We start from the raw sequence: 23,342 nt of genomic DNA, 5'->3' as shown, positions 1-23,342 counted from the left end.
CGTTATCCAGCGGTGGGACCTGACGCACCCCGCCCGCCGTCCCCCGCTGGGGCGGAGACCGGGCTCAGCCGCTCAGCCGCCCAGCCGCGAGGGGTCCTCCACCCGCGTGCGCAGGCCGGCGCGCCGGCGCTGCAGCCACGTGAAGAACCACAGCACGAAGCCGAGGGCGAGCAGCGACCCGGCGATGGAGTACTGGACCGGGGCGCGGTCGGTGAGCGGGCTCACGAGGTACAGGCAGACCACGGCGCCGACCCACGGCAGCGCGGTGGGGGCCTTGAAGTGCTCGTGGTCCACCCGGTCCCGGCGCAGCACGAGCACCGCCACGTGCACCACGGTGAAGACCGCCAGGAGCAGCAGCGAGGTCGTGCCGCCGAGGTTGCTCACCACCTCCGAGCCCGGGTCCGCGGCCGCGAGCGCCGAGACGGCGCTGATGAGGACCAGGGACAGGCAGGTGCTGAAGACGACGGCGGTCCACGGCGTGCGCCGGCCGCGCAGCACGCGGCCGAGGAAGCGAGGCAGCACGCCCTCCCGCGACATCCCGTACAGCAGGCGCGAGGCCATGAGCATGTTGAGCAGCGCCGAGTTGGCGACGGCGAACATCGTGATGAGGGCGAACACGCCCAGGGGGAAGCCCGGGGCGCCGGCCGAGACCACCTGCAGCAGCGGGGTGTCCCCCTCGGACAGGTCCTCCAGCGGGACCACGGCGACGGCGATGACGCCGACCAGCAGGTACAGGGCGCCGGCGGTGCCCAGGGCCAGGAACATCACCTTGGGGAAGGTCCGGACGGGGTCGTGCGTCTCCTCGGCCATGTTCACCGAGTCCTCGAACCCCACCAGGGCGAAGAAGGCCAGGGCCGTGGCCGCGGTGATGGCGGTGAACGGGGCCTGGTCGGGGTTGAGGTCGAGCGTCGCTGCGCGGGACAGGTCTCCCTGGCCGCCCAGCAGCGCCCAGGCGCCGACGCCGATGACGATGAGGAGGCCGGAGAGCTCGATGAGGGTGAGCACGGTGTTGGCCTTGACGCTCTCCCCCACCCCCCGGAGGTTGACCGCGGCCACGAGCAGCATGAACGCCAGCGCGACCACCGTCACCACGAGGGCGCCCGGGGCCTCGACCCCGAAGAGCTCCAGGCTGTTGGAGGAGAACGCCCGCGAGGCGGTGGACGCCGAGGTGATGCCCGAGCACATCACGGTGAAGGCGACCATGAAGGTCAGCACGTGCACGCCGAAGGCCTTGTGCGTGTACAGGGCCGCGCCAGCGCACCGGGGGTACTTGGTGACCAGCTCCAGGTAGCTGCAGGCGGTGAGCATCGCCACCGCGAACGCCACGAGGAAGGGGACCCACACGGCCCCGCCGACCTCGTCGGCCACCTGCCCGGTCAGCGCGTAGATGCCGGTGCCGAGGACGTCGCCGATGATGAAGAGGAACAGGAGCTTGGTGCCGATGGCCCGCTTGAGCGCGGGTTCGCCGGGTTCGCCGTGCACGGACGCGGTCTCCGTCGTCGCCATCGCGTCAGGGTGGCGTGCCGATCTTGGGCGCGCCAGCCGAGATCACGCCGGGAGCGGTTTCGCAACCCAGCTGTGACACGGCCTCACGCGTCGATGCGGTCCGCGTCCAGGCCGGAGGCCCCGTCCACGATGAAGTCCTTGCGCGGCGCGACGTCGTTGCCCATGAGCAGCTCGAACACGCGCTCGGCGGCTGCCGCGTCGGCGATGCCGACGCGGCGCAGGGTGCGGTGCGCGGGGTCCATGGTGGTGCCGGCCAGCTGGTCGGCGTCCATCTCGCCCAGGCCCTTGTAGCGCTGGATGTCCGGCTTCCAGCGCCGGCCCGCCTGCTTCAGGCCCGCCAGCGTGCTCTGCAGCTCGGCCTCGGAGTAGGTGTAGACGTACTCGTTCTTGGTGCGGCCGTTGCCGATCACCTCCACCCGGTGCAGCGGCGGCACCGCCGAGTACACCCGTCCCGCCTCGACCATGGGCCGCATGTAGCGGAAGAACAGGGTGAGCAGCAGCGTGCGGATGTGCGCGCCGTCCACGTCGGCGTCGGCCATGAAGATGACCTTGCCGTAGCGGGCGGAGTCCAGGTCGAAGCTGCGCCCCGACCCCGCTCCCACCACCTGGATGATCGCCGCGCACTCCGCGTTGCGGAGCATGTCGGCGATCGAGGCCTTCTGGACGTTGAGGATCTTGCCGCGGATGGGCAGCAGCGCCTGGAAGTCGCTGGAGCGCGCCAGCTTGGCGGTGCCCAGGGCGCTATCGCCCTCGACGATGAACAGCTCTGACTTCTCCACGTCGTTGCTGCGGCAGTCGGCCAGCTTGGCGGGCAGCGTGGAGGTCTCCAGCGCGGTCTTGCGGCGCTGGGTCTCCTTGTGCTGGCGGGCGGTGACGCGGGCGCGGGACTCGGCGACCACCTTCTCCAGCAGCGTGGCCGTCTGGAGCTTGGTGCCCTTGGCGGGGCTCGTGAAGAGCGCCGCCACCTCCTTCTCCACGACCCGGGTGACGATGGCCCGCACCGCCGCGGTGCCCAGCACCTCCTTGGTCTGGCCCTCGAACTGCGGCTCGGCCAGGCGCACCGTGAGGACGGCCGTCATGCCGGCGGTGACGTCCTCCTTGGTGACCGGCTCCTCCTTGGCGCCCACCTTGAGCTTGCGGGCGTTGTCGGTGATGGCCTTGCGCAGGGCCCTGAGCAGCGCGTTCTCGAACCCGGCGACGTGGGTGCCGCCCTTGGGGGTGGAGATGATGTTGACGAAGCTGCGCAGCTCGGTGTCGTACCCGGTGCCCCAGCGCAGGGCGACGTCGACGCCGCACTCCCGCTCGACCTCCTGGCTGACCATGTGGCCGCGCTCGTCGAGCATCGGCACGGTCTCCTTGAACCGGCCCTCCCCCTGCAGCCGCCAGGTGTCGGTGACCGGCGGGTCGGTGGCGAGGTGGTCGACGAACTCGGTGATGCCGCCGTCGTGGCGGAAGAGCTCCTCGTGGGGGCCGTCCTGGCCGGGGGTCCCCGCCAGACCGCGCTCGTCGCGGACGCGCAGCTCCAGGCCCGGGACGAGGAAGGAGGTCTGGCGGGCGCGCGTGACGAGCTCGTCGTAGGAGAACGCCGCCTCCTTGAGGAAGATCGTCGGGTCCGACCAGTAGCGGACGCGCGTGCCCGTCCGGCCGCGCCGCACCTTGCCGACGACCCGCAGCTCGGAGGCGTCGGTGAACGGCGAGAAGGTGCTGGAGGGTGAGGGCGCCGCGCCGCTCCCCGCAGCCCCGCCGGCGGGGTCGGCGAAGGTGCCGGGCTCGCCGCGGCGGAAGCTCATCGCGTGCGTGACGCCCCCGCGGTCCACCTCGACGTCGAGGCGCGCCGACAGCGCGTTGACCACGCTGGCGCCCACGCCGTGCAGGCCGCCGGAGGCCGTGTAGGAGCCTCCGCCGAACTTGCCGCCGGCGTGCAGCTTGGTGAAGACCACCTCGACGCCGGTCAGCCCGGTGCGGGGCTCCACGTCGACCGGGATGCCGCGCCCGTCGTCGCGGACCTCCACCGACCCGTCGGCGTGGAGCACCACGTCGATGTGGCTGCAGTGGCCGGCGAGGGCCTCGTCGACGGAGTTGTCGATGACCTCCCACAGGCAGTGCATGAGCCCGCGGGAGTCCGTGGAGCCGATGTACATGCCGGGGCGCTTGCGGACGGCCTCCAGGCCCTCCAGCACCGACAGGTGGCGCGCCGTGTAGTCGCCACCGCCGGCCGTCTGGGCGGGTCGCTGAGGGGTCGAGGTCACCCGGTCAGGGTAACGACGGGCACCGACACCGCGGCGCGCTTCGCGCACGTCCTCTCCGCGCGGCCGAGGGCACCGCTGCCGCCGTTCCGGTTACGCGGTCGGCGAAAGGGTTCCGTCCGACCGCCGGGAAGCATCGAGGCGTGGTTCGATGCTGAGACTGGTGGACGCCAGACGGCGTCCTCCACCGGTCCGGGCGCCAGCCCGGACCACGAGGCACTCGGAAGGGGCCACAGTGACCGCTGTCCTGACGACTCCGCCCATCACCGCCGCCGAGCGGTGCGACCGCTGTGGGGCGCAGGCCTACGTGCGCGTCCTGCTGGCCTCCGGCGGCGAGCTGCTCTTCTGCGCCCACCACGGGCGTGAGCACTCCGCCCGCCTGCGCGAGGTCGCGGCCGAGATCCACGACCAGTCCGACCGGCTGACGTCCTCCACCCCGGCCTCCGCGCCGGCCGAGGAGCGCTGAGCCCCACCCGCGTCCGAGGGCGTCGGCGGTGAGCGTGGTCACGCTCGTCGCCGGCGCCCTCGTCGTCGTAGGCCTGGCGGGCATCGTGCTGCCGGTCCTGCCGGGGAGCCTGCTCGTGGGCCTCGGGGTGCTCGTCTGGGCGATCGCCCAGGGGACCCTGGGCGGCTGGCTGGTCTTCTCCGCGGCGGCCGTGCTGCTCGCGTGCGGCTGGGGCACGTCCTACGTGTGGACCGGCAGGCGGCTCCTGGCCGCGGGCGTGCCGACGCGGTCCCTCGTCATCGGCGCGCTGGCCGGCGTGGTGGGGGTCTTCGTCATCCCCGTCGTCGGCCTGCTGGTCGGCTTCTGCGTGGGCCTGTACCTCGCCGAGGTGGGCCGCCTCGGCTACGGCGAGCCGTCGTGGCGGTCCACGCGCCTGGCGCTCAAGACCGTGCTGCTGTCCATCGGGGTGGAGCTGCTGCTCGCGCTCGTGGCCGCGACCGTGTGGCTGGTGGCTGCGCTCCACGCGGGCTGACAGCGGCTCACACCGGCTGGCCACAGCTGGCGGATCCCTGCACCGCCCACGACGACGGCGAAGCCCCCTCCCGCGCAGCGGGAGGGGGCTTCGCCGTGCTGGGCCGCGCGGGCCCGGACCTCAGTCGAGGTAGTCGCGCAGCACCTGCGAGCGCGACGGGTGGCGCAGCTTGCTCATCGTCTTGGACTCGATCTGGCGGATCCGCTCGCGCGTCACGCCGTAGACCTTGCCGATCTCGTCGAGGGTCTTCGGCTGGCCGTCGGTCAGGCCGAAGCGCATGGAGACCACGCCGGCCTCGCGCTCGGACAGCGTGTCCAGCACCGAGTGCAGCTGCTCCTGGAGCAGCGTGAAGCTCACCGCGTCCGCCGGGACCACGGCCTCGGAGTCCTCGATGAGGTCACCGAACTCGCTGTCGCCGTCCTCGCCGAGGGGGGTGTGCAGGGAGATCGGCTCACGGCCGTACTTCTGGACCTCGACCACCTTCTCGGGGGTCATGTCCAGCTCCTTGGCCAGCTCCTCCGGGGTGGGCTCGCGGCCCAGGTCCTGGAGCATCTGGCGCTGCACGCGGGCCAGCTTGTTGATGACCTCGACCATGTGCACCGGGATGCGGATGGTGCGGGCCTGGTCGGCCATGGCGCGGGTGATCGCCTGGCGGATCCACCAGGTGGCGTACGTGGAGAACTTGTAGCCCTTGGTGTAGTCGAACTTCTCCACGGCGCGGATCAAGCCGAGGTTGCCCTCCTGGATGAGGTCCAGGAAGAGCATGCCGCGACCGGTGTAGCGCTTGGCCAGGGACACCACGAGGCGCAGGTTGGCCTCGAGCAGGTGGTTCTTGGCGCGGCGGCCGTCGTGGGCGATCCACTGCAGCTCGCGCTTGTAGCCCGGCTCGAGCGTCTCGTCGGAGGCCAGCTTCTCCTCGGCGAACAGACCGGCCTCGATGCGCTCGGCGAGCTCGACCTCCTGCTCGGCGTTGAGGAGGGCGACCTTGCCGATCTGCTTGAGGTAGTCCTTGACCGGGTCAGCGGTGGCGCCGGCGGAGACGACCTGCTGCGCGGGCGCGTCGTCGTCGTCGGCGTCGGAGACCACGAAGCCGGTGTCGCTGTCGGCGGCCTTGGCGGCGGGGGCGGCGTCCTCGTCCTCGGAGTCGCCCTCGACGTCGGCGGCGACCTCCGGGGTCTCGTCCGCCACCTCGATGGCGGCGTCGGCCTCGGCGTCCTCGCCGACGAGCGCCTCGACGTCCTCGGGGCTCTCGTCCTCGGGGGAGCTGTCGTCAGCGTCCTTGGCGGCCGTCTTGGCGGGGGCCTTCGCGGCCTTCGCGGCGGGCTTGGCGGGGGCCTTGGCGGCCTTCGGCTTGGCGGCGGCGCGCGGCTTGGGGGCTGCGGCGCCCTCGCCGTCGGCCTCGAGGGTCGCGGTGGCGGAGGCGGCGCGGCGCGAGGTGGCGGCGGCCACGGCGCGGGCCGGGCGGGGCGCCTCGGCCTCGTCCGCCGGGGCGGCGGGGCTCGCGGCGGGGCGGGTGGTCGTGCGGGCGGCCGGGGCGGCGGCGCGGGTGGTCTTGGCGCGGGCGGGACGGGCCGGCGCGGCGGGCTGCTCGACGACGACGGTGACCTCCGCCGCCTCGAGCGCGCGCAGCACGGCCTTCATCCGCTTCATGGGCACCTGGGCGTCCTCGCAGGCGGAGCGCAGCGACGCGGCCTGGACCGAGCCGCTCGCGGTGCCCTCGCGCAGGAGCTCCTGCAGGCTGGGGTGGCTGAACTCCGGCGGGAGCGTGGGCGTGGAGACCGACGACACGGACTGCCTTTCGTCGACTGCGGATCACTGGCTGAGGGGCGGTCACGCCGCCCTGACAGGTGTCACAACGCCCGGGGTGCCGCCTTGCTTCCCGGTCTACCCGGAACAGGGCATGCGTCGCCGAGGACCTTGGCAAGCCATTGTGCCACGCGCAGGAGGCGGTGCGGGCCACCGCCCGGGACTTTCCGGGCAGGACGGCAGGTGCCGCCCGATCGGACGCACCAGGGGCCCCGGCAGCGGCGCTGCCGGGGCCCCTGGTCGGCGGCTCGTGGCGCCCGGTGGCCTCTGATGACCGCCTCAGGAGGCGGCGGGCTTGACGGTGATGACCGGGCAGGGCGACTCGAGGAGGATGCGCGTGGCGTTCGCGCCGAGGATCAGCTTCCCCACGCTGGAGCGGCGGCGCAGGCCGATGACCACCAGCTCGGCGCCCTCCGCGGCGGTGATGACCTCCTCGGCGGCGTCGCGCAGGGGACCCGGCGGCACCAGCTGGTGGTCGACGTCGAGCCCGTCCAGAGCGGCCTGCAGCTCCGCGGCGGGCATCGGCTCGCGGCCGGTGTCGACCACGAGCAGCGAGGTGCCGCGCAGGGCCGCCTCCTGCCCCGCCCGGGCCAGCGCGGCCCGTCCCTCGTCAGTCCCGGCGAAGCCCACGACGACCGCCATCGCACCCCCATCGCTCCCCCGCCGCTGACGGGCAGCAGGCGGACACGGCGCGTCTCGCCGTGGGGCGAACCTACCCACCCGGGAGGCCGCGACGCGCACCAGCGCTGGTCGCGGCCCTCCCGGGGCCGCGCTCAGGCGCTGAAGAGCTCCCCGGCCACCTTGGCGATCGCCTCGCTCTCGATGAGGAACCCGTCGTGCCCGTAGGGCGAGGCCACGACGTCCAGCTCGGCGCCGGGCACTCCGTCGGCCAGCTCCTGGGACAGCGCGACCGGGTAGAGGCGGTCGGTGTCGACGGCCACCACGCGGGTGCGGGCCGTGACGCGCCCAAGGGCCGCGGCGGTGCCGCCGCGGCCGCGACCGGCGTCGTGGCTGTTCATGGCCTCGGTGAGCACCACGTAGGAGCCGGCGTCGAAGCGGCGGACCAGCTTGTCGGCGTGGTGCTCCAGGTAGGACTCCACGGCGAAGCGCCCGCCGCCGCCCAGGGGCTGCTCCCCCGGCTGCGCCGACCGCCCGAACCGCGCGTCCAGCTCGGCGGCGGAGCGGTAGGTGGTGTGGGCGACCATCCGCGCCAGCCCCAGGCCGCGGTGGGGGCCCTCACCGGGGGCGGCGTCGTAGTAGTCGCCGCCGTTCCAGCCCGGGTCGGAGCGCACCGCCGCCAGCTGCGGGGCGCACCAGGCGATCTGGTCGGCCGTGGCCCGCGCCGTGGTGGCCACGGCGAGCAGCCGCTCCACGCGGTCGGGGTGGGTGACGGCGTGCTCGACGGCGCGCATGCCGCCCATCGAGCCGCCGACGACGGCCGCCCAGCGCTGCACGCCGAGGACGTCCGCCAGGGCGACCTCGGCGGCCACCTGGTCGCGGATGGTCAGGTAGGGGAAGCGGCTGCCCCACGGGCGGCCGTCGGGCGCCTCGGACGACGGGCCGGTGCTGCCCTGGCAGCCGCCGAGCACGTTGGGCGCCACGACGAACCAGCGGTCGGTGTCGATGGCCAGCCCGGGGCCGACGAGCTCGGACCACCAGCCCGGCGTCGGGTGGCCCGGCCCGGCCGCCCCGACGACGTGGCTGTCGGCCGTGAGCGCGTGGCAGACCAGCACGGCGTTGCTGCGGTCGGCGTCCAGGCGCCCCCAGGTCTCGTAGGCGAGCCGCACCGCGGGAAGGGACCCCCCGGCCTCCAGGGCGAGCGGGCCGAGGTCGGCGAACAGGCGGTCGCCGACCGGGTCCCCCTCGCGCCAGCCGCCGCTGACCGGCAGCTGCGCCCGGGCCGGGCGCGCTCCCGGCCGCGTGGCGCCGGGCCCCTCCCCGCGGGCGGCCCCGCTCATGCGCCCTTCGCGGCGGTGAAGCCGGCCTCGAGGTCGGCGAGGATGTCCTCGATCCCTTCCAGGCCCACCGCCAGGCGCACCAGGCCGGGGGTGACCCCCGCGGCGCGCTGCTGCTCGGCGTCCAGCTGGCTGTGGGTGGTGGAGGCCGGGTGGATCACCAGGCTGCGCACGTCACCGATGTTGGCGACGTGGCTGTGCAGGCCCAGCCCCTCCACGAAGCGGCGGCCGGCCTCGGCACCGCCGTCGATCTCGAAGGCCACCACGGCGCCGACACCGCGCGGCAGCAGCTCCTGCGCGCGCTGGTACCAGGGGCTGGAGGGCAGGCCGGCGTAGGAGACGGACAGCACCTCCGGGCGCTCCTCGAGCCACTGCGCCACGCGGGTGGCGTTGGCCACGTGCCGCTCGATGCGCAGGCTGAGCGTCTCCAGGCCCTGGGCGATGAGGAAGCTGTTGAAGGGGGCCAGGGACGCTCCCAGGTCGCGCAGCAGCTGCACGCGCGCCTTGAGGATGTACGACAGGTTGGCGCCCAGCGGGCTGCCGACGCCCAGGTCCCGCGCGAAGACGAGGCCGTTGTAGCTGTCGTCGGGGGTGGTGAAGCCCGGGAACCTGTCGCCCTGGCCGTAGTCGAACCGGCCGCCGTCGACGATGATGCCGGCGATCGCGGTGCCGTGGCCGCCGAGGTACTTGGTGGCCGAGTGGACGACGACGTCGGCGCCGTGCTCCAGCGGACGCAGCAGGTACGGCGTCGCCACCGTGTTGTCGACGACCAGCGGCACCCCCACCTCGTGCGCGACGCCGGAGACGCCCCTGATGTCGAGGACGTGCGAGCGGGGGTTCGAGACCGTCTCGGCGAAGAAGGCCTTGGTGCGCGGCGTCGCCGCGGCCCGCCACGCCTCCAGGTCGTCAGGGTCCTCGACGAAGGTGACCTGCACGCCGAGCTTGGGCAGGCTCCGCTTGAGCAGGTTGTACGTGCCGCCGTAGAGGCTGGCACTGGCCACCACGTGGTCGCCCGCCTCGGCGACGTTGAGCAGCGCCAGGGTCTCGGCGGCCTGCCCCGAGGAGACCGCGAGCGCGCCGACGCCTCCCTCGAGGGAGTTGACGCGCTGTTCCACCACGTCGGTCGTGGGGTTCATGATCCGCGTGTAGATGTTGCCGAACTTCTTCAGCGCGAACAGGTCTGCGGCGTCCGCCGCGTCGTCGAAGACGTAGGACGTCGTGGAGTAGATCGGCAGGGCGCGGGCGCCGGTGGCGCTGTCGGCCGTCTGGCCGGCGTGGATCTGCCGCGTCTCGAAGGACCAACCGTCGTTCACAGGTACTCCCCTGACCTCAGGGCCAGGGCGCGACGGGCCAGCGCCCGCCGGGCCCGTGGCCCGCGCTTGCCGCTGCCCCGGTCGGGGAGCGGCCAGGTCATCACCCGGGGCACCCCACCGCGGGCGGGGGTTGCCGGCCAGCGAGCCGGGGCTTCGCGCTGGCGCTCATGACCTCATCGGAGGATAGGCAGCGCCGCAGCGGCACTCCACCTCGTCTCAGCATGTGGACACCACTGTCACCCCACCGGCCGGTCCTCCCCGTCACCCCGTCAGCGGCGCGCCGCGCTCCCGGCCGCGCTCCCGGCCGCGCTCCCGGCCGGGCGGCGGCAGACCGATGCTCACGGCCTGCAGGACCAGCGCGGACAGCGAGTGCCCGGGGTCGAGCTCGAGCGCCGCCTCGGCCCAGACCCCGGCAGCCGGCGCCGAGCCGGCGCACCAGGCGACGTACGCGGCGCACCCCGTGGCCGCGGCGCGCCAGGAACCGGTCGCCCGGCGGGCCAGCTGCTGCAGCACGGCGAGGGCGGCGTCCGGGTCCGCAGCGGCCCCGGGGGCCGCCGCCAGGTCCGGCAGGGCCTGGGGCACCGCCGTCGCCAGGAGCTGGTCGCGCAGGGGCAGGCGCCGCAGGCCGTCGAGCAGCTCCGCCGCGCTGGCCGCGGGCAGGCGCAGACCCGCGCCGGGTGCGGCGGTCTCGTCCGCGAGCAGGCGGCTCCAGGTGCGCCGGAGGGCCCTGCTGCCGGGCCTGCCGCGCGACGCCAGGTCGGCCAGCGCCTCGGTGACCGCGGCATCACCGGCGTCCTGGGGACCGCTCGGCTCGTCCGGGCCACCCGAGCCACCCGACCCGGCCGCCGCCACCGCGGTGCGCAGCCCGCGCTCCCAGCCCGCGCGGTCGGCGGGGAGCACGCGCCCGGCGAGGACCATCTCCGCCGCCACCTGCGTGGCCCCGAGGCGCTCCAGCGGGAGGCCCTCGGCCGGGCAGCAGCCCCGGTCGCAGGAGTAGGAGTAGAGGCGCCCGCGGTGGAGCAGCCACGGCTCGGGCTCCACACCGGCGCGGACGAGGGCAGCGCACACGTGGGCGGCGCGGTCGGCCCCTGGCAGGGGCAGCAGGCCGTCACCGGTCCAGGACCGCGGCCGCGGCACCTCCGGCCCGCCCCGGAGCGGGGGCACCAGGGACAGCCGGCGGCGGGTGCCCCTCTCCGCCGGCGGGACGCACCCCTCGTCGGTGACCACGGCGACGAAGCACCGCCCGGCGCCGTCCGCCACCACGTGGCGGACCACCGCGTCCACCACCTCCGGCTCGTCCACCGCGGCGACGTCCACCCTCCCCACCACCCCGGTGCGCCACCTCGGAGGCCGCAGGCTGACCACCAGCAGGCTCTCGCGGGGGCGGAAGCCGAGGGTGTGCTCGGCGAGGGACAGCACCTCGAACGGGCTGCTGCTCCTGATGACGCTGGCTCCGGGCTGCTCCACGGGGTCAACGCTGGTGGCCGCGGCCCCGGCACCAGAAGGCCTGCGGGGCGCCTGTGGACGGACCGCCGCCTCGACCCCTCAGAGCCCCGCCTGTGGGCCGATGACGGACCTCGCCCTCAGCCGACGACGTCCCCCGGCACCACGGTCGAGCGGCTGCCCCGCCCCTGCCACCGGCGGCGCGGGGACGCCCCGGCCGAGCGCTGCCGCTCCTCCCACGCCAGGAACGCCTGTCCCTCCGACAGCAGGGACCCGGCGAGCCAGGCGAGGACGGCTGCGTCGTCGGCGAGGCCCACCGGGCCCAGCAGGCCCTCCGGCAGCAGGTCGACCGGCGAGGCCACGTAGAGGGCGGCACCCGCCATGAGCGCCAGGCGCCCCCGCGAGCACCCGGTGTACCGGCCGGTGACCACGGCCGGGACGAGCCGCGGCACGCAGGCGAAGACCGCCGAGGTGCGCGGGCCCCCGCGGGCGCGTCCCCGGCGCACGGCCCACCACAGGGCCCGTGCGGCGCCGGGAGCGCTGCGCGCCGCTCGCGGCGCGCCCGGGCTCACCGTCCCGCTCCCCCCGTGACCTCGCCCGCGCTGCCGCGGCGCAGCGGGAACGCGGCGCGGGCGGCCTTGGCGGTGCGGCGCAGCGCGTAGGCGTCCAGGCCCGCGCCGAGCAGGCCGCCGGCCAGCGGCAGCCCGCGTCCCAGGCGCGACAGGCTGGAGCGTCCCAGGCGCGACAGCAGCTGGAAGCCGATCGCCTTGTTGAGCACCGCGAGCCCGGGGCCGGCGAGCTGCTTGCGCGCGAGGCGGGTGACCAGGCCCCCGGGACCGGCGAGCCCGAACTTGGTCAGCAGCGCACCGCCGTCCTCGTCGGCCAGCACCAGCAGCACCGCCGAGCGGACCTCCTCGGAGGACAGGTCGTAGCCGCGCAGCGCCGCCGTGCCGGCCACCGTGCGGGTGGCGATGACGTAGTAGCCCAGGAGGTTGGCCGGGAGCGCGACCGGCAGCGTCACGAAGCCGCCGAGGCCCGTGACGAAGCCGCCGACGGCCGCGGAGCGGGTGGAGGAGGAGACGAGCGCGTCGATCGCGTCCTCGACGTCGCTGTGCTTGCGCCGGGCCGCCGCGGCGGCGTCGGCGGCCGGGGCCAGCGGTCCGGCGCCGTCGATGCCGAGGTCGACCAGGCGGCGCACCAGCTGCGTGGCGGCCTGCGACAGGCGACCCCGGTCGGCGTCGTCCGACGCCTTCGCCAGCGCCTCGTCGGCGGCGGAGTCCTCGTCCTTGGAACGGCGCAGCAGCGGCATGGGCCTAACGGTAGGCCCGGTGCTGGGGCCACGGCGCGTCGAGATCGCGCAGCTCGGACCAGCCCCGCTCGCGCGCGGTCCACGCGGCCAGCACGCCGGCCACCAGGCTGGGGCTGTTGAGGTCCCCGGCCAGCACGGCGTCGCGCGCGGCCTCCAGCGGCACCCACGTGGAGACCATCCCCGCCTCCTCGGCCTCGCGGTGGTGCCGCTCGGCCTCGGGCACGGGCGACAGGTCGCGCGCCAGGAACAGGCGGAACGCCTCGTCGGAGCCGCCCGGGGACAGGAACCAGTCGAGCAGCACGTGGTAGCGGCCAGCCCGCAGGTCGGCCTCCTCGGCCAGCTCGCGGGCGGCCGCCAGGTGCGGGGGCTCCCCCGCCACGTCGAGCAGGCCCGCGGGCAGCTCCCACAGCAGGTGCTCGACGGGGTGGCGGTACTGGCGCACGAGCAGGATGCGCTCGTGCTCGTCCAGGGCCAGCACCCCGACGGCGCCGGGGTGGCGCAGCAGCTCGCGCGTCACCGTGCCGGAGCCCAGCGCCCCGCCCTCGACGCCGTCCAGGGCGACGACGTCGCGGACGAGGTCCCACACGTACCCCCGGTGGAGCACCTCGCTGGTGCGCGGGGCCGAGGTCACGAGCTCGTCGCGCGGGGCTCCCGAGGCCCCGGCCGTGGCGCTGGCCGGAAGGCCAGCGCCACCCCCGTCAGCACCGCTCACGCGGTGACCTCCAGCAGCCGCTCGGAGGCCTGGCGCGCCAGCGCCGCGGCCACGAGCCCCTGGAACAGCGGGTGCGCGCGGTCGGGGCGGGAGCGGAACTCGGGGTGCGCCTGGGTGCCCACGTAGTACGGGTGCACCTCGCGGGGCAGCTCGACGTACTCGACCAGACCCCGGTCGGGCGAGGTGCCGGAGAAGACCAGACCGGCCTCCTCCAGGCGCCCGCGGTAGGAGTTGTTGACCTCGTAGCGGTGGCGGTGCCGCTCGGAGACCTGCGTGGAGCCGTACGCCTCCGCCACCACCGAGCCCTCGGCGAGGACGGCGGGGTACAGGCCCAGGCGCATGGTGCCGCCGAGGTCGCCGTCGCCGGAGACGATGTGCTCCTGCTCGGCCATGGTCGCGATGACCGGGTCGGACGCGCCCGGCTCGAACTCGGTGCTGGAGGCGCCCTCGATGCCGGCGACGTTGCGCGCGTGCTCGATGACCATGCACTGCAGGCCCAGGCACAGCCCGAGGGTGGGCACCTGGTTCTCCCGGGCCCACTTCAGCGCGCCCAGCTTGCCCTCGATACCGCGCACGCCGAAGCCGCCGGGCACGCAGACCGCGTCGACCCCGGACAGCTCGCGGCGGGCGCCCTCGGGCGTGGTGCACGTGTCGGAGGCGACCCAGCGCAGCTGGATCCGCGCGTCGCAGGCGATGCCGCCGGCGCGGATGGCCTCGGTGACCGACAGGTAGGCGTCGGGCAGGTCGATGTACTTGCCCACCAGCGCCAGCACCACGGTGTGCGCCGGGCGGTGCACCCGGCGCAGCAGCTCGTCCCACGCGGTCCAGTCGACGTCGCGGAACGGCAGGTCGAGGCGGCGCACGGCGTAGGCGTCCAGCCCCTCGCCGTGCAGCACCTTGGGGATGTCGTAGATGGAGGCGGCGTCCACGGCGTTGACCACGGCGTCCTCGTCGACGTCGCACATCGCGGCGATCTTGCGCTTGACCGACTCCGGCACGGTGCGGTCCGAGCGCAGCACGATCGCGTCGGGCTGGATGCCGATGCTGCGCAGCGAGGCCACCGAGTGCTGGGTCGGCTTGGTCTTGAGCTCGCCGGAGGGGCCCAGGTAGGGCACCAGGGAGACGTGCACGAAGAAGCAGTTGTCGCGCCCGATCCGCTGGCGCACCTGGCGCGCGGCCTCGAGGAACGGCAGCGACTCGATGTCACCGACGGTGCCGCCGACCTCGGTGATGATGACGTCCGGGGCGGGCTCGCCGTCCGGGCCGGGCTTCGCCTGCGCGCGCATCCGCTCGACGATCTCGTCGGTGATGTGCGGGATCACCTGCACGGTGTGCCCGAGGAACTCCCCGCGCCTCTCCTTGGCGATCACCGTGGAGTAGATCTGGCCGGTGGTGACGTTCGCCGCGGCGTCGAGGTCCACCCCGAGGAAGCGCTCGTAGTGGCCGATGTCGAGGTCGGTCTCGGCGCCGTCGTCGGTGACGAAGACCTCACCGTGCTCGAACGGGTTCATGGTGCCCGGGTCGACGTTGAGGTACGGGTCGAGCTTCTGCATCGAGACCCGCAGCCCGCGACCGCGGAGGAGGTGGCCGAGGCTCGAAGCCGTCAGACCCTTGCCGAGGGAGGAGGCAACGCCCCCGGTCACGAAGATGTGCCGGGTGGTGCCCCCGCGCTGACCCTGCGTTCCGCGTTTCGCCACGGGCTGCCAGCCTACCAGCGGCCCCGGACCTCCCCGGGCCCGCTGGTCCGGCGTCACGCGGCCGGGCGCACCCGCGCCGGCGCCCTCAGCGCTCCTTCGCGGCCGCCACCAGCAGCTCCTCGGCGTGCGCGCGCGCCGAGCCCGACTCCTCCTGGCCGGCCAGCATCCGCGCGAGCTCCACCACGCGCTCCTCGCCGTCCAGCGCCGTCACGCCGCTGACGGTGACCTGCCCGTCCACGGCCTTGGCCACCCGCAGGTGCTGGTCGGCCCACGCCGCCACCTGCGGCAGGTGGGTCACGACGACGACCTGCCGGTCGCGCGCCAGCCGCGCCAGGCGCCGGCCGATCCCCACCGCGGCCTTGCCGCCCACCCCGGCGTCGACCTCGTCGAAGACGAACGTGGGGACCACGTCGCTGGCGGCCAGCACCAGCTCCAGCGCCAGCATGACCCGGGACAGCTCGCCGCCGGAGGCGCCCTTGGCCAGGGGGCGCTCCGCCTGCCCCGGTGAGGGGCGCAGCAGCAGCGCCACGTCGTCGGCGCCGGTGGCGCCCAGGCCCGGCAGCCCCTCCCGGTCGGCCGAGGAGGGCGGCGACGGCGCGACCTGCACCAGCAGCTGCGCGTGCGGCATGGCCAGCCCGGGCAGCTCGGCGGTGGCCAGCTCGGACAGGCGCTCGGCGGCGCTGGCGCGCGCCGCGGTGACCTCGGCGGCCACCGCCAGCAGCTGGGCCACGAGCCCGTCGCGCTCGGCGCGCAGGTCGGCGGTCCGGTCGCCGTCGCCGTCCAGCTCGAGCAGGCGCGGGGAGGCCGCCTCGGCCCAGGCCAGCACCGCGTCGACGCCGGTCGGCGCGTCGTCGGCCTGCGCGGCCCGGTCCGGGACGGCTGCCGGCAGCGCCCGCACGAGCGCGGTCAGCTGGGCCCGCCGGTCCTGCACGGCGGCCAGCCGCACCGGGTCGACGTCGACGGCCTCCGCGGCAGAGGCGAGCTCGGCGGCGGCGTCGGCGACCAGGTAGCCGACCTCGGCCAGCTGGTCGGCCAGGGACCCCAGGTGCGGGTCGTGCTCGCGCACGGCCTCCAGCGGCCGCCGCGCGGCCTCGATGAGCGAGGCCGCGTCGGGGGCGTCCTCGGCCAGCGGGTCGCCGGTGAGGGCGGCGTGGGCCAGGGCCGCCGCAGCGCGCAGCTCCTCGGCGTGGTCGAGCCGGTCGGCCTCGGCCGCCAGCGCGCGGTCCTCCCCCGGCTGCGGGGCCACGGCCTCCACCTGGTCGAGCCCTGCGCGCAGCAGCTCCGCCTCGGCGGCCCGCTCCCGCGCCGTGGTGACGATCTCGGCGAGCTCGGCGTCCAGCGCCCCGAGCCGGCGCCAGGCGGCCGCGTAGCGCCCCAGCGGCTCGGCGACGGCGTCGGCGGCGAACCTGTCCAGCGCCTGGCGCTGGCGGGCCGGCGAGCGCAGCAGCACCTGCTCGGACTGGCCGTGCACGGCCACGAGGTCGTCGGCGAGCTCGGACAGCACCGCCACCGGCACCGAGCGACCGCCCGCGTGCGCGCGGCCGCGTCCGGTGGCGGAGACGCTGCGGGCCACGATGAGCACGTCGTCGTCGAGCTCCGCGCCCGCCTCCGCGGCCCGGGCGGCGGCCCGGCTGCCGGGGGCCACCAGGAACCGGCCCTCCACCACGGCGGAGTCGGCTCCGCGGCGCACCGACCCGGCGTCGGCGCGCGCGCCCAGCAGCAGCCCCAGCCCGGTGACCAGCATGGTCTTGCCGGCGCCGGTCTCCCCCGTGATGACGGTGAACCCGCCGGACAGCTCCAGCGTGGCGTCGGTGATGACGCCCAGGGAGCGGATCCGCACCTCCTCCAGCACGGCCCTCACCCGATCCCGCGGGGCGGGGCGGGGCGCCGGGTGGAGGAGTGACCGGCTCCGGCCACCCCCTGGGGAGCACCGTCGTCGGGACCGCGCCACCCCCCGACGGCCAGGCCGAACTTGGCCACGAGCCGGTCGGTGAACGGGCCGGTGCTGATGTGCGCCAGGCGCACGGGCTCCGGGCCGCGGCGCACCTCGATGCGGGCGCCGGGGCGCACCTGCACGGCGCGGCGCCCGTCGCACCACACCACGCCGTCGGTCTGGTTGCGCTCGAGCACCTCCACGGCCATCACCGAGTCGGGGCTCACCACGAGCGGGCGCGCGAACAGCGCGTGCGCGGAGATCGGCACCATGAGCAGCGCCTCCACCCCCGGCCACACGACCGGCCCGCCGGCGGAGAACGCGTACGCGGTGGAGCCGGTGGGCGTGGCCATGACCACGCCGTCGCAGCCGTAGGTGGACACCGGGCGCCCGTCCACCTCGGTCACGAGCTCCAGGACGCGCTCGCGCGCGCCCTTCTCCACGCTGACGTCGTTGAGGGCCCAGGAGGTGGCGCGCACCACACCGCCCTCGACGATGTCCACCTGCAGCGTGAGGCGCTCCTCCACGCCGTAGTCGCGGGCGGCGACGTGCGTGACGGTGCTCTCCAGGGCGTCCCGCTCGATCTCGGCGAGGAAGCCGACCCGGCCCAGGTTCACCCCGAGCAGCGGCACGCCCGTGCCGTGCACCAGCTCCGCTCCGCGCAGCACCGTGCCGTCACCGCCGACGACGACGACGAGCTCGAGCCCGTCGAGGTTCCCCGGCTGCACCCGCCGCACGCCCGTGCAGTCGGGGATGTCGGCGGCCTCGTCGTCGAGCAGCACCGGCTCGATCCCGGCGGCGTCGAGCAGGGCCACCAGCTGGCGGGCCGCGTCGACCGCGTCCTGGCGTCCGGTGTGGGTCAGCACGAGCACTCGCCTCACGGCGTTCCTCCCGGTCCTTCGGCGACAGCGGTGGCCACGAGCTGCTCGACCTCCTCGGGCGGCAGCGGCTCCCCGCCGCGCAGGTGCACGAAGTACTCCACGTTGCCGCTGGGCCCGGGCAGCGGGCTGGCCGCGCAGGCGTGCAGCCGCAGGCCCAGCTCACCGGCCGCGGCCACCACGTCGCGGACGGCGCTGGCGCGCAGCTGCGGGTCGCGCACGACACCGCCCGACCCGAGGCGCTCGCGACCCACCTCGAACTGCGGCTTCACCATGAGCAGCAGGTCGGCGTCGGGCGCGGCCGAGCGGACCAGCGCCGGCAGCACGAGCCGCAGCGAGATGAACGACAGGTCGGCCACCACCAGCGACGGCGCGGGCGCCACCTGCTCGGCGGTCAGCTCGCGCACGTTGGTGCGGTCGTGCACCTCGACGCGGTCGTCGTTGCGCAGCCGCCACAGCAGCTGCCCGTAGCCGACGTCGACGGCCACGACGGAGGCGGCGCCGGCGCGCAGCAGCACGTCGGTGAACCCGCCGGTCGACGCGCCGGCGTCCAGGCAGCGCCTGCCCTCCACCGCGACGCCGGTGGCCTCCAGCGCACCCAGCAGCTTGTGGGCGCCGCGGCTGGCCCAGCCCGCGTCGTCGGCGTCGTCCTTGACGACGACGGCGGCGCTGGCCTCGACCTGCGTCGCCGGCTTGGACGCCACGGCACCGCCGACGGTCACCCGCCCCGCGGCCACCAGCTCACCGGCGTGCTCGCGGGAGCGGGCCAGGCCGCGCCGCACCAGCTCGGCGTCGAGGCGCTGCCGACGCGCCACGGGGCTCACCCGGCGTCGGCCAGGCGGGCGCGCAGCGCCTGGTGCGCCTGCGAGAGGGCGCGCGAGGCCGCCAGGGGGTCTGCCCCCGGAGCAGCGGCGACGGCGTGCAGCGGTGCCAGGGCGGCGTCGACAGCGGCGTCGCCGGTGCGCGGCAGGCCGTCGGAGGTCGCTTCGGAGACCGCGCCGGAGGTCACAGCGGAGGTCACGGGCGCCCGCCGCTGTTCTGCCCGTCCTCGGCCGCGGCCTCGTCCGTGCCGGCGGTGGCCTTGCGGGGGCGGCGGACCGGGGTGACGCGCGGGGCCGGCTCCTCCTGGCCGGCAGGGCCGGAGGCGGCGTCCGCCCGGGCCTGCGCGGCGGTGGGACGGCGCCGGGTGGTCGCGCGGGCGGACGGGCGGCGAGCGGGCGCCGGCGGTGCGTCCGGCGCGGGCGCCTCCGTCGTCGTCGTGGTCTCCGGGCCGCTCGCCTCGGGGGTCGGCGGCGCTGCGGGCGGCGCGGCCGGGGCCGAGGGGCGGGTGGAGTGCGGGGCACCGGCCGGCGGGCGGCCGCCGACACCGCTGCGGGAGGTCGCCCGCGCCCGGGCGGCCGAGGGGCGCCGGGCCGGCCTCGACGCGGTGTCCGACCCGCCGGTCCCGGAGGACGACGACGGCGACGGTGCGCCCTGCGACGCTCCCTCCAGCGCCGCGACGCGGCGCTGGAGGCGGTCGACCGAGCGCTTGAGGGCGGCGACCTCCTCGGCGCTGGCGAGCCCCACGGCGACGCCGGCGCGCTCGACCTCCGCCCGGACCGCCTCGCGGACCGCCTCCAGCAGGCGCGCGCGGGCGATGGCCGAGAGGTCGTTGGCCGCCTGCGCGTAGCCGCGCAGTCCCTCGAAGGTCATGGCTCCCCTCCCGTGCACGTCCTGTGCACACGCTCGAGCGCGTCTCGAGCGCACCGCTGCGGGCGCACCTGCGCCCGCCTCACGCTACCCGGCGGAGCGGGTGGTCAGCCTGACGGCTGCTCCCGCCGGCAGCGGACGCTGAGGTCGGTGAGGGCCGAGGTGAGGTCGGCGTCCAGCTGGACCGCCGGCCCGTCGTCGTCCCGGGCGTCCTGGGAGGCCCACGCCGCGGCGCACGCCGCACGGAGCAGGTCGAGCAGGTCCTCCAGCGGGGCCCCCGCCGCGGGCGAGCCGTCCGCCCCGGACAGCGACCCGCCCTCGAGCACCACCCGGGCACCGCCGCAGACCGCGCCGCCCTCCACCAGGCGGGCGGTGGACGGGGCCGGGGCGTGCAGCGCACCGAGGTCGGGCAGGACGAGGTCGGGGCGCTGCCCGGCGGGCGCGGCGACCAGCGCGACGGCGCTGGTGAGACCGGTGAGCACCAGCGCGCCGGTCATGCCCGAGTTCACGGCGCCCGCGACGTCGGTGTCGAGCCGGTCGCCCACCACCAGCGGGCGCTGGGCCCCCGCGCGCGCGGCGGCGGCGTGGAACAGCGTGGGCTGGGGCTTGCCCGCCACCAGGGGGTCGACGTCGACGGCGTTGCGGACCGCGCCGACCAGGGAGCCGTTGCCGGGGGCGGGGCCCCGCTCGGTGGGCAGGGTCAGGTCGGTGTTGGTGGCCACCCACAGCGCCCCGCCGCGCACGGCCGCGGCGGCGTCCGCGAGGTCGCTCCAGCCGAGCTGGCGTCCGAAGCCCTGCACGACCGCGGCGGGGTGCTCGTCAGCGGGGGTGACCGGCTCGAGGCCGGCCTCGACCAGGGCGGCCCGCACGCCGGGACCGCCCACGGGCAGCACGCGGGCACCGGCGCCGAGGCGCTCGACCACCAGCTGCGCAGCGGCCTGCGAGGAGGTGGTGACCTCCTCGTCACGGGCGCGGATGCCCAGGCGGCGGAGGTGGTCGGCCACCTCCTGCGGGGTGCGGGAGGCGTTGTTGGTGGCGTACCCGACGGCCCTGCCGTCGTCGTAGGCGCGCCCGATCGCCTCCACGGCGCCGGGGACGGCGTCCTCACCGACGTAGACGACCCCGTCGAGGTCGAACAGCAGCAGGTCGTGCGCCTCAGCGAGCGTGGACGTGCCGCCGTCGGTGCTGTCGGTGCTGTCGGTGACAGCGGTGTTCTCAGTGCTACCGGTCACCGGTGGCCTCCTTGCGGGCGCGCAGCGTCGCCCTTACCTGGGTGAGCGAGTCTCGGTACTCGGGGCGGTCGGGCCGCATGGCGACCGCCAGGGCCAGCTGTTCGGCGGCCTCGGGGAACCTGTCCAGCCGGGACAGGCTCAGCCCCAAGCCGAAGCGGGCGTAGTCGGAGTCGGGGGCGACCTCGACCAGTGAGGCGAAGGTGGTCGCGGCCTGGCCGACGCGGCCGGCGTCGAACTGGGCGCGGGCGAGGGCTTCGAGCACGCTGGCAGAACCGGGCTGGTCCCGGTTCGCGCGCTCCAGCAGCACCGCCGCCGCCTCGGCGTCTCCGCTGCTGAGCAGCGCCAGCCCGCGCTGCAGCCACTCGTAGGCACCACCGCTGGGGGCTCCGGGGTCGCTGGACACCCGGCGACGGTACGACGAGAGCCCCGCGGACGGCGCCGCGGGGCTCTCGATCGGACTCGGGGTCAGCTGCGCGGCTGGGAGTCCTCGGCGTCCTCGGCGTCCTCGGCGTCCTCGGAGTCCTCGGAGTCCTCGGAGTCCTCGGAGTCCTCGGAGCCCTCGGAGCCCTCGGAGCCCTCGGAGTCCTCGGAGTCCTCGGAGTCCTCGGAGTCCTCGGAGTCCTCGGAGTCCTCGAGGAGGTCGTACACCACGACGTCGTCCTGGTCGTCCGGGTCCTCACCGGTCAGGCGGTCAGCGGCGCCGGTCTCGCCCGTCGTGTCAGCGGCGGCGGCGCGCTGCAGCCAGGCCTGGGCCTCGCCGTGCCGACCGGCCGCCTCGAGGGCGTCCGCGTAGGCGGACATCAGGCGGGCGTGCCAGGGCTCCCGGCTCTTGCTGTCGAGCTCGGGGCCCTGCAGGGAGACCACCGCGGCCTCGGCCTGGCCGAGGTCCTGCCGGGCGCCGGCGGCGACGATGCGCATCTCGATGCGCCCCGCGAGGTCCAGCCGGGCCACCTCGGGGGTCGCGGCGAGGTCGAGCGCCCGCTCGGGCCGGCCCAGTCCCCGCTCGCAGTCGGCGAGCACGGGGAGGTGGACGTCGGACCCGGTCAGGCGTCGGGCCGTGCGCAGCTCGCGCAGTGCGTCCTCGAAGCGACCCGCGGCGTACGCGGCGAGGCCGGCGGCCTCGCGCACGGAACCGATGCGCCCGGCACGCCGCGCCGCCGCGGCAGCGTGGGCGTAGGCGGCCTCGGGGTCGGTGTCCATGAGGCGACCGGCAGCCACCAGGTGCCGGGAGACGACGACGGCCGTGTCCTTGGACAGGGTCAGCAGGTCCGAGCGCACCTCGCGGTCCAGCTCGGTACCGGTGATGGTGTCGGGCAGGCGGGGCTCGTCGCGGTGGGCGGGCCCGCGGCGCGAGGTGGACGGCGCGCTGCGGTCGCGGTCCCACGGACGAGCAGCGCTGGGAGCGCGACCGGGCCCGCCGGCGCGACCGGCGCCCCCGCCATCACGTCCACCGTCACGACCGCCGAAGCGCCCGCCGCCCGCAGCGGCACCTCCGCGCGACGGAGCACCTCCGCGGGAGGGACCGCCGGTGCGAGACGGAGCACCGCTGCGAGACGGAGCGCCGCTGCGGGACGGTGCGCCACCGTAGGTGGAAGGACCGGAACGGCCGGGGGCGCCACTGCGGGGAACCCCGTAGCCACCGGCGCGGGGGGCGGACCTGTCTGCACCGCCAGCACGGTCGGCGCGGCCCGCGCCGAACCCACCGGAGGGACGGTCGGCCGGCCTGCCACCAGCGGCGTCGCGGGGACCGCTGCGGAACGGCCGTCCCGCACCGCCGCTGGCCTGGTCGGGTCGCTGGGGACGGTCGGACCCCTGGAAGCGGGAGCCGCCGGCAGCGGGCCGGCCGCCGTCGCGGGCGCCGAAGGGACGGTCCCCGCCGACCGGTCGGTCACCGCCGCGGTCGTCACGCGCCGGACGGGGGCCGCGGTCGTTCCACTGCTGCCGCTCACCCCGCTGGGGGCGGTCAGCGGGTCCGCCGCGTCCGCCAGCGGAGCCACCAGCCGCGGGACGGCCCCCCGCACGCGCGGGACCACCGCGCTGCCACCCGGCAGACGCTCCCCCGGAGCGCCCAGCCCCAGCACCGCCACGCGGCGACGAGGGGCCGCGGTCGCCAGACCGGGAGCCACCCGCACGAGAGGACGACGTCCTGTCGCTCCTGCGCTGCTCGTCATCCTGCACGGGGTCCTCCTCGGGGTGTCACGCGATCGTCGGCCAACGCATCGAGGGGGATCGTCCACTGCACCTCTGCAGTGGACGACCCCCCTCGACGAAAGGATGTCCGGCGGTGACCTACTCTCCCACCCAGCTTCCCGGGCAGTACCATCGGCGCAGGTGGGCTTAGCTTCCGGGTTCGGAATGGGACCGGGCGTTTCCCCACCGCTATGACCGCCGTAACACTATCGAGTTCTCGGCACCCCAACAACGCAGGGGTGGTCACCCGTGACTCGGGAACCGCACAGTGGACGCGAACAGAACTCACGTTCTTAACTTCAACCCTTGACCGACGCACTCCACCACCAAGGATGGGGTGTAGCAAGTCATCGGCTTATTAGTACCGGTCAGCTACAACCATTACTGGTCGTCCACATCCGGCCTATCAACCCAGTAGTCTGCTGGGAGCCTCTCGGACTCGAAGTCCATGGAGAC

The 23,342-nt window shown here is 75.6% G+C and carries 21 protein-coding genes, 2 rRNA genes and 1 riboswitch; of the genes, 2 read left to right on the top strand and 21 right to left on the bottom strand.

The features are described 5' to 3' along the window. Positions 1–72: 72 nt before the first annotated feature. On the bottom strand, positions 73–1,506 hold the full coding sequence (locus tag H7K62_RS08690; protein WP_186717577.1) for an APC family permease: 1,434 nt from the start codon (positions 1,504–1,506) through the stop codon (positions 73–75). A gap of 83 nt (positions 1,507–1,589) precedes the next feature. Next, complete coding sequence (locus H7K62_RS08685) at positions 1,590–3,755, bottom strand: DNA gyrase/topoisomerase IV subunit B (RefSeq protein ID WP_186717576.1); 2,166 nt, start codon at positions 3,753–3,755, stop codon at positions 1,590–1,592. A gap of 232 nt (positions 3,756–3,987) precedes the next feature. On the opposite strand from H7K62_RS08685, the gene H7K62_RS08680 reads away from it, so the two are divergent. Next, complete coding sequence (locus H7K62_RS08680; protein ID WP_139711243.1) at positions 3,988–4,218, top strand: DUF7455 domain-containing protein; 231 nt, start codon at positions 3,988–3,990, stop codon at positions 4,216–4,218. Positions 4,219–4,246: 28 nt separating this feature from the next. Continuing rightward, complete coding sequence (locus tag H7K62_RS08675) at positions 4,247–4,729, top strand: DUF456 domain-containing protein (RefSeq protein ID WP_186717575.1); 483 nt, start codon at positions 4,247–4,249, stop codon at positions 4,727–4,729. Positions 4,730–4,849: 120 nt separating this feature from the next. Here H7K62_RS08675 and H7K62_RS08670 read toward each other — a convergent pair whose 3' ends face one another. The 19 genes from H7K62_RS08670 to H7K62_RS21530 form a co-directional block, all read right to left on the bottom strand. Further along, positions 4,850–6,517 carry an RNA polymerase sigma factor gene (locus tag H7K62_RS08670; protein WP_186717574.1) on the bottom strand — a complete coding sequence of 556 codons (1,668 nt, stop codon included), beginning with the start codon at positions 6,515–6,517 and terminating at the stop codon, positions 4,850–4,852. A 297-nt stretch (positions 6,518–6,814) separates the two neighbouring features. Further along, positions 6,815–7,177, bottom strand: a complete 363-nt coding sequence (locus H7K62_RS08665) for a universal stress protein (RefSeq protein WP_186717573.1) — start codon at positions 7,175–7,177, stop codon at positions 6,815–6,817. 131 nt (positions 7,178–7,308) lie between these two features. Further along, a complete protein-coding gene (gene metX, locus H7K62_RS08660; protein WP_186717572.1) occupies positions 7,309–8,493 on the bottom strand; it encodes a homoserine O-acetyltransferase MetX in 1,185 nt (394 codons plus the stop codon). Further along, a complete protein-coding gene (locus H7K62_RS08655) occupies positions 8,490–9,803 on the bottom strand; it encodes a bifunctional o-acetylhomoserine/o-acetylserine sulfhydrylase (RefSeq protein WP_186717571.1) in 1,314 nt (437 codons plus the stop codon). The genes metX and H7K62_RS08655 overlap by 4 nt, the downstream gene beginning before the upstream one ends. Before the next feature lie 57 nt (positions 9,804–9,860). Continuing rightward, a riboswitch (SAM riboswitch) is annotated at positions 9,861–9,976 on the bottom strand. A gap of 88 nt (positions 9,977–10,064) precedes the next feature. Then, the gene (locus H7K62_RS08650) at positions 10,065–11,270 is read right to left on the bottom strand and encodes a DUF4192 domain-containing protein (RefSeq protein WP_186717570.1); all 1,206 of its coding nucleotides are present in this window, start codon (positions 11,268–11,270) and stop codon (positions 10,065–10,067) included. Between the two features lie 116 nt (positions 11,271–11,386). Continuing rightward, positions 11,387–11,818, bottom strand: coding sequence for a DUF1232 domain-containing protein (locus H7K62_RS23725; protein WP_222437309.1), 432 nt, complete (start codon positions 11,816–11,818; stop codon positions 11,387–11,389). Beyond that, positions 11,815–12,555 (bottom strand): hypothetical protein, encoded by a 741-nt coding sequence (locus H7K62_RS08640; RefSeq protein WP_186717569.1) that lies wholly within the window; start codon positions 12,553–12,555, stop codon positions 11,815–11,817. Before H7K62_RS08640 ends, H7K62_RS23725 begins: the two co-directional genes overlap by 4 nt. A gap of 4 nt (positions 12,556–12,559) precedes the next feature. Further along, complete coding sequence (locus tag H7K62_RS08635; RefSeq protein WP_222437308.1) at positions 12,560–13,267, bottom strand: NUDIX domain-containing protein; 708 nt, start codon at positions 13,265–13,267, stop codon at positions 12,560–12,562. Further along, positions 13,264–14,964 carry a CTP synthase gene (locus tag H7K62_RS08630; RefSeq protein ID WP_370591681.1) on the bottom strand — a complete coding sequence of 567 codons (1,701 nt, stop codon included), beginning with the start codon at positions 14,962–14,964 and terminating at the stop codon, positions 13,264–13,266. Before H7K62_RS08630 ends, H7K62_RS08635 begins: the two co-directional genes overlap by 4 nt. Positions 14,965–15,049: 85 nt before the next feature. After that, the gene (gene recN, locus H7K62_RS08625) at positions 15,050–16,825 is read right to left on the bottom strand and encodes a DNA repair protein RecN (protein ID WP_370591680.1); all 1,776 of its coding nucleotides are present in this window, start codon (positions 16,823–16,825) and stop codon (positions 15,050–15,052) included. After that, positions 16,822–17,778: an NAD kinase gene (locus H7K62_RS08620; RefSeq protein WP_186717568.1), complete on the bottom strand. Its 957-nt coding sequence runs from the start codon at positions 17,776–17,778 to the stop codon at positions 16,822–16,824. Before H7K62_RS08620 ends, recN begins: the two co-directional genes overlap by 4 nt. After that, positions 17,775–18,590, bottom strand: a complete 816-nt coding sequence (locus tag H7K62_RS08615) for a TlyA family RNA methyltransferase (protein WP_370591679.1) — start codon at positions 18,588–18,590, stop codon at positions 17,775–17,777. The genes H7K62_RS08620 and H7K62_RS08615 overlap by 4 nt, the downstream gene beginning before the upstream one ends. A gap of 5 nt (positions 18,591–18,595) precedes the next feature. Beyond that, positions 18,596–18,796: a hypothetical protein gene (locus H7K62_RS23720; RefSeq protein ID WP_186717566.1), complete on the bottom strand. Its 201-nt coding sequence runs from the start codon at positions 18,794–18,796 to the stop codon at positions 18,596–18,598. After that, complete coding sequence (locus tag H7K62_RS08605) at positions 18,793–19,467, bottom strand: hypothetical protein (RefSeq protein ID WP_186717565.1); 675 nt, start codon at positions 19,465–19,467, stop codon at positions 18,793–18,795. The genes H7K62_RS23720 and H7K62_RS08605 overlap by 4 nt, the downstream gene beginning before the upstream one ends. A 104-nt stretch (positions 19,468–19,571) precedes the next feature. Then, on the bottom strand, positions 19,572–20,696 hold the full coding sequence (locus H7K62_RS08600) for an HAD-IIA family hydrolase (RefSeq protein WP_186717564.1): 1,125 nt from the start codon (positions 20,694–20,696) through the stop codon (positions 19,572–19,574). After that, complete coding sequence (locus tag H7K62_RS08595) at positions 20,686–21,099, bottom strand: tetratricopeptide repeat protein (RefSeq protein WP_370591678.1); 414 nt, start codon at positions 21,097–21,099, stop codon at positions 20,686–20,688. The genes H7K62_RS08600 and H7K62_RS08595 overlap by 11 nt, the downstream gene beginning before the upstream one ends. Positions 21,100–21,161: 62 nt before the next feature. Continuing rightward, entirely contained in the window at positions 21,162–21,974 is an 813-nt protein-coding gene (locus H7K62_RS21535) for a hypothetical protein (RefSeq protein WP_222437307.1), read from the bottom strand. Positions 21,975–22,972: 998 nt separating this feature from the next. Continuing rightward, positions 22,973–23,089 (bottom strand): 5S ribosomal RNA (gene rrf / locus H7K62_RS08585). A 135-nt stretch (positions 23,090–23,224) separates the two neighbouring features. Beyond that, positions 23,225–23,342: ribosomal RNA gene (locus H7K62_RS21530) — 23S ribosomal RNA — on the bottom strand; the annotation flags it as partial.

The organism is Quadrisphaera sp. RL12-1S, assembly GCF_014270065.1.
GTDB lineage: Bacteria > Actinomycetota > Actinomycetes > Actinomycetales > Quadrisphaeraceae > Quadrisphaera.
This window is presented reverse-complemented; position numbering and strand designations above follow the sequence as displayed.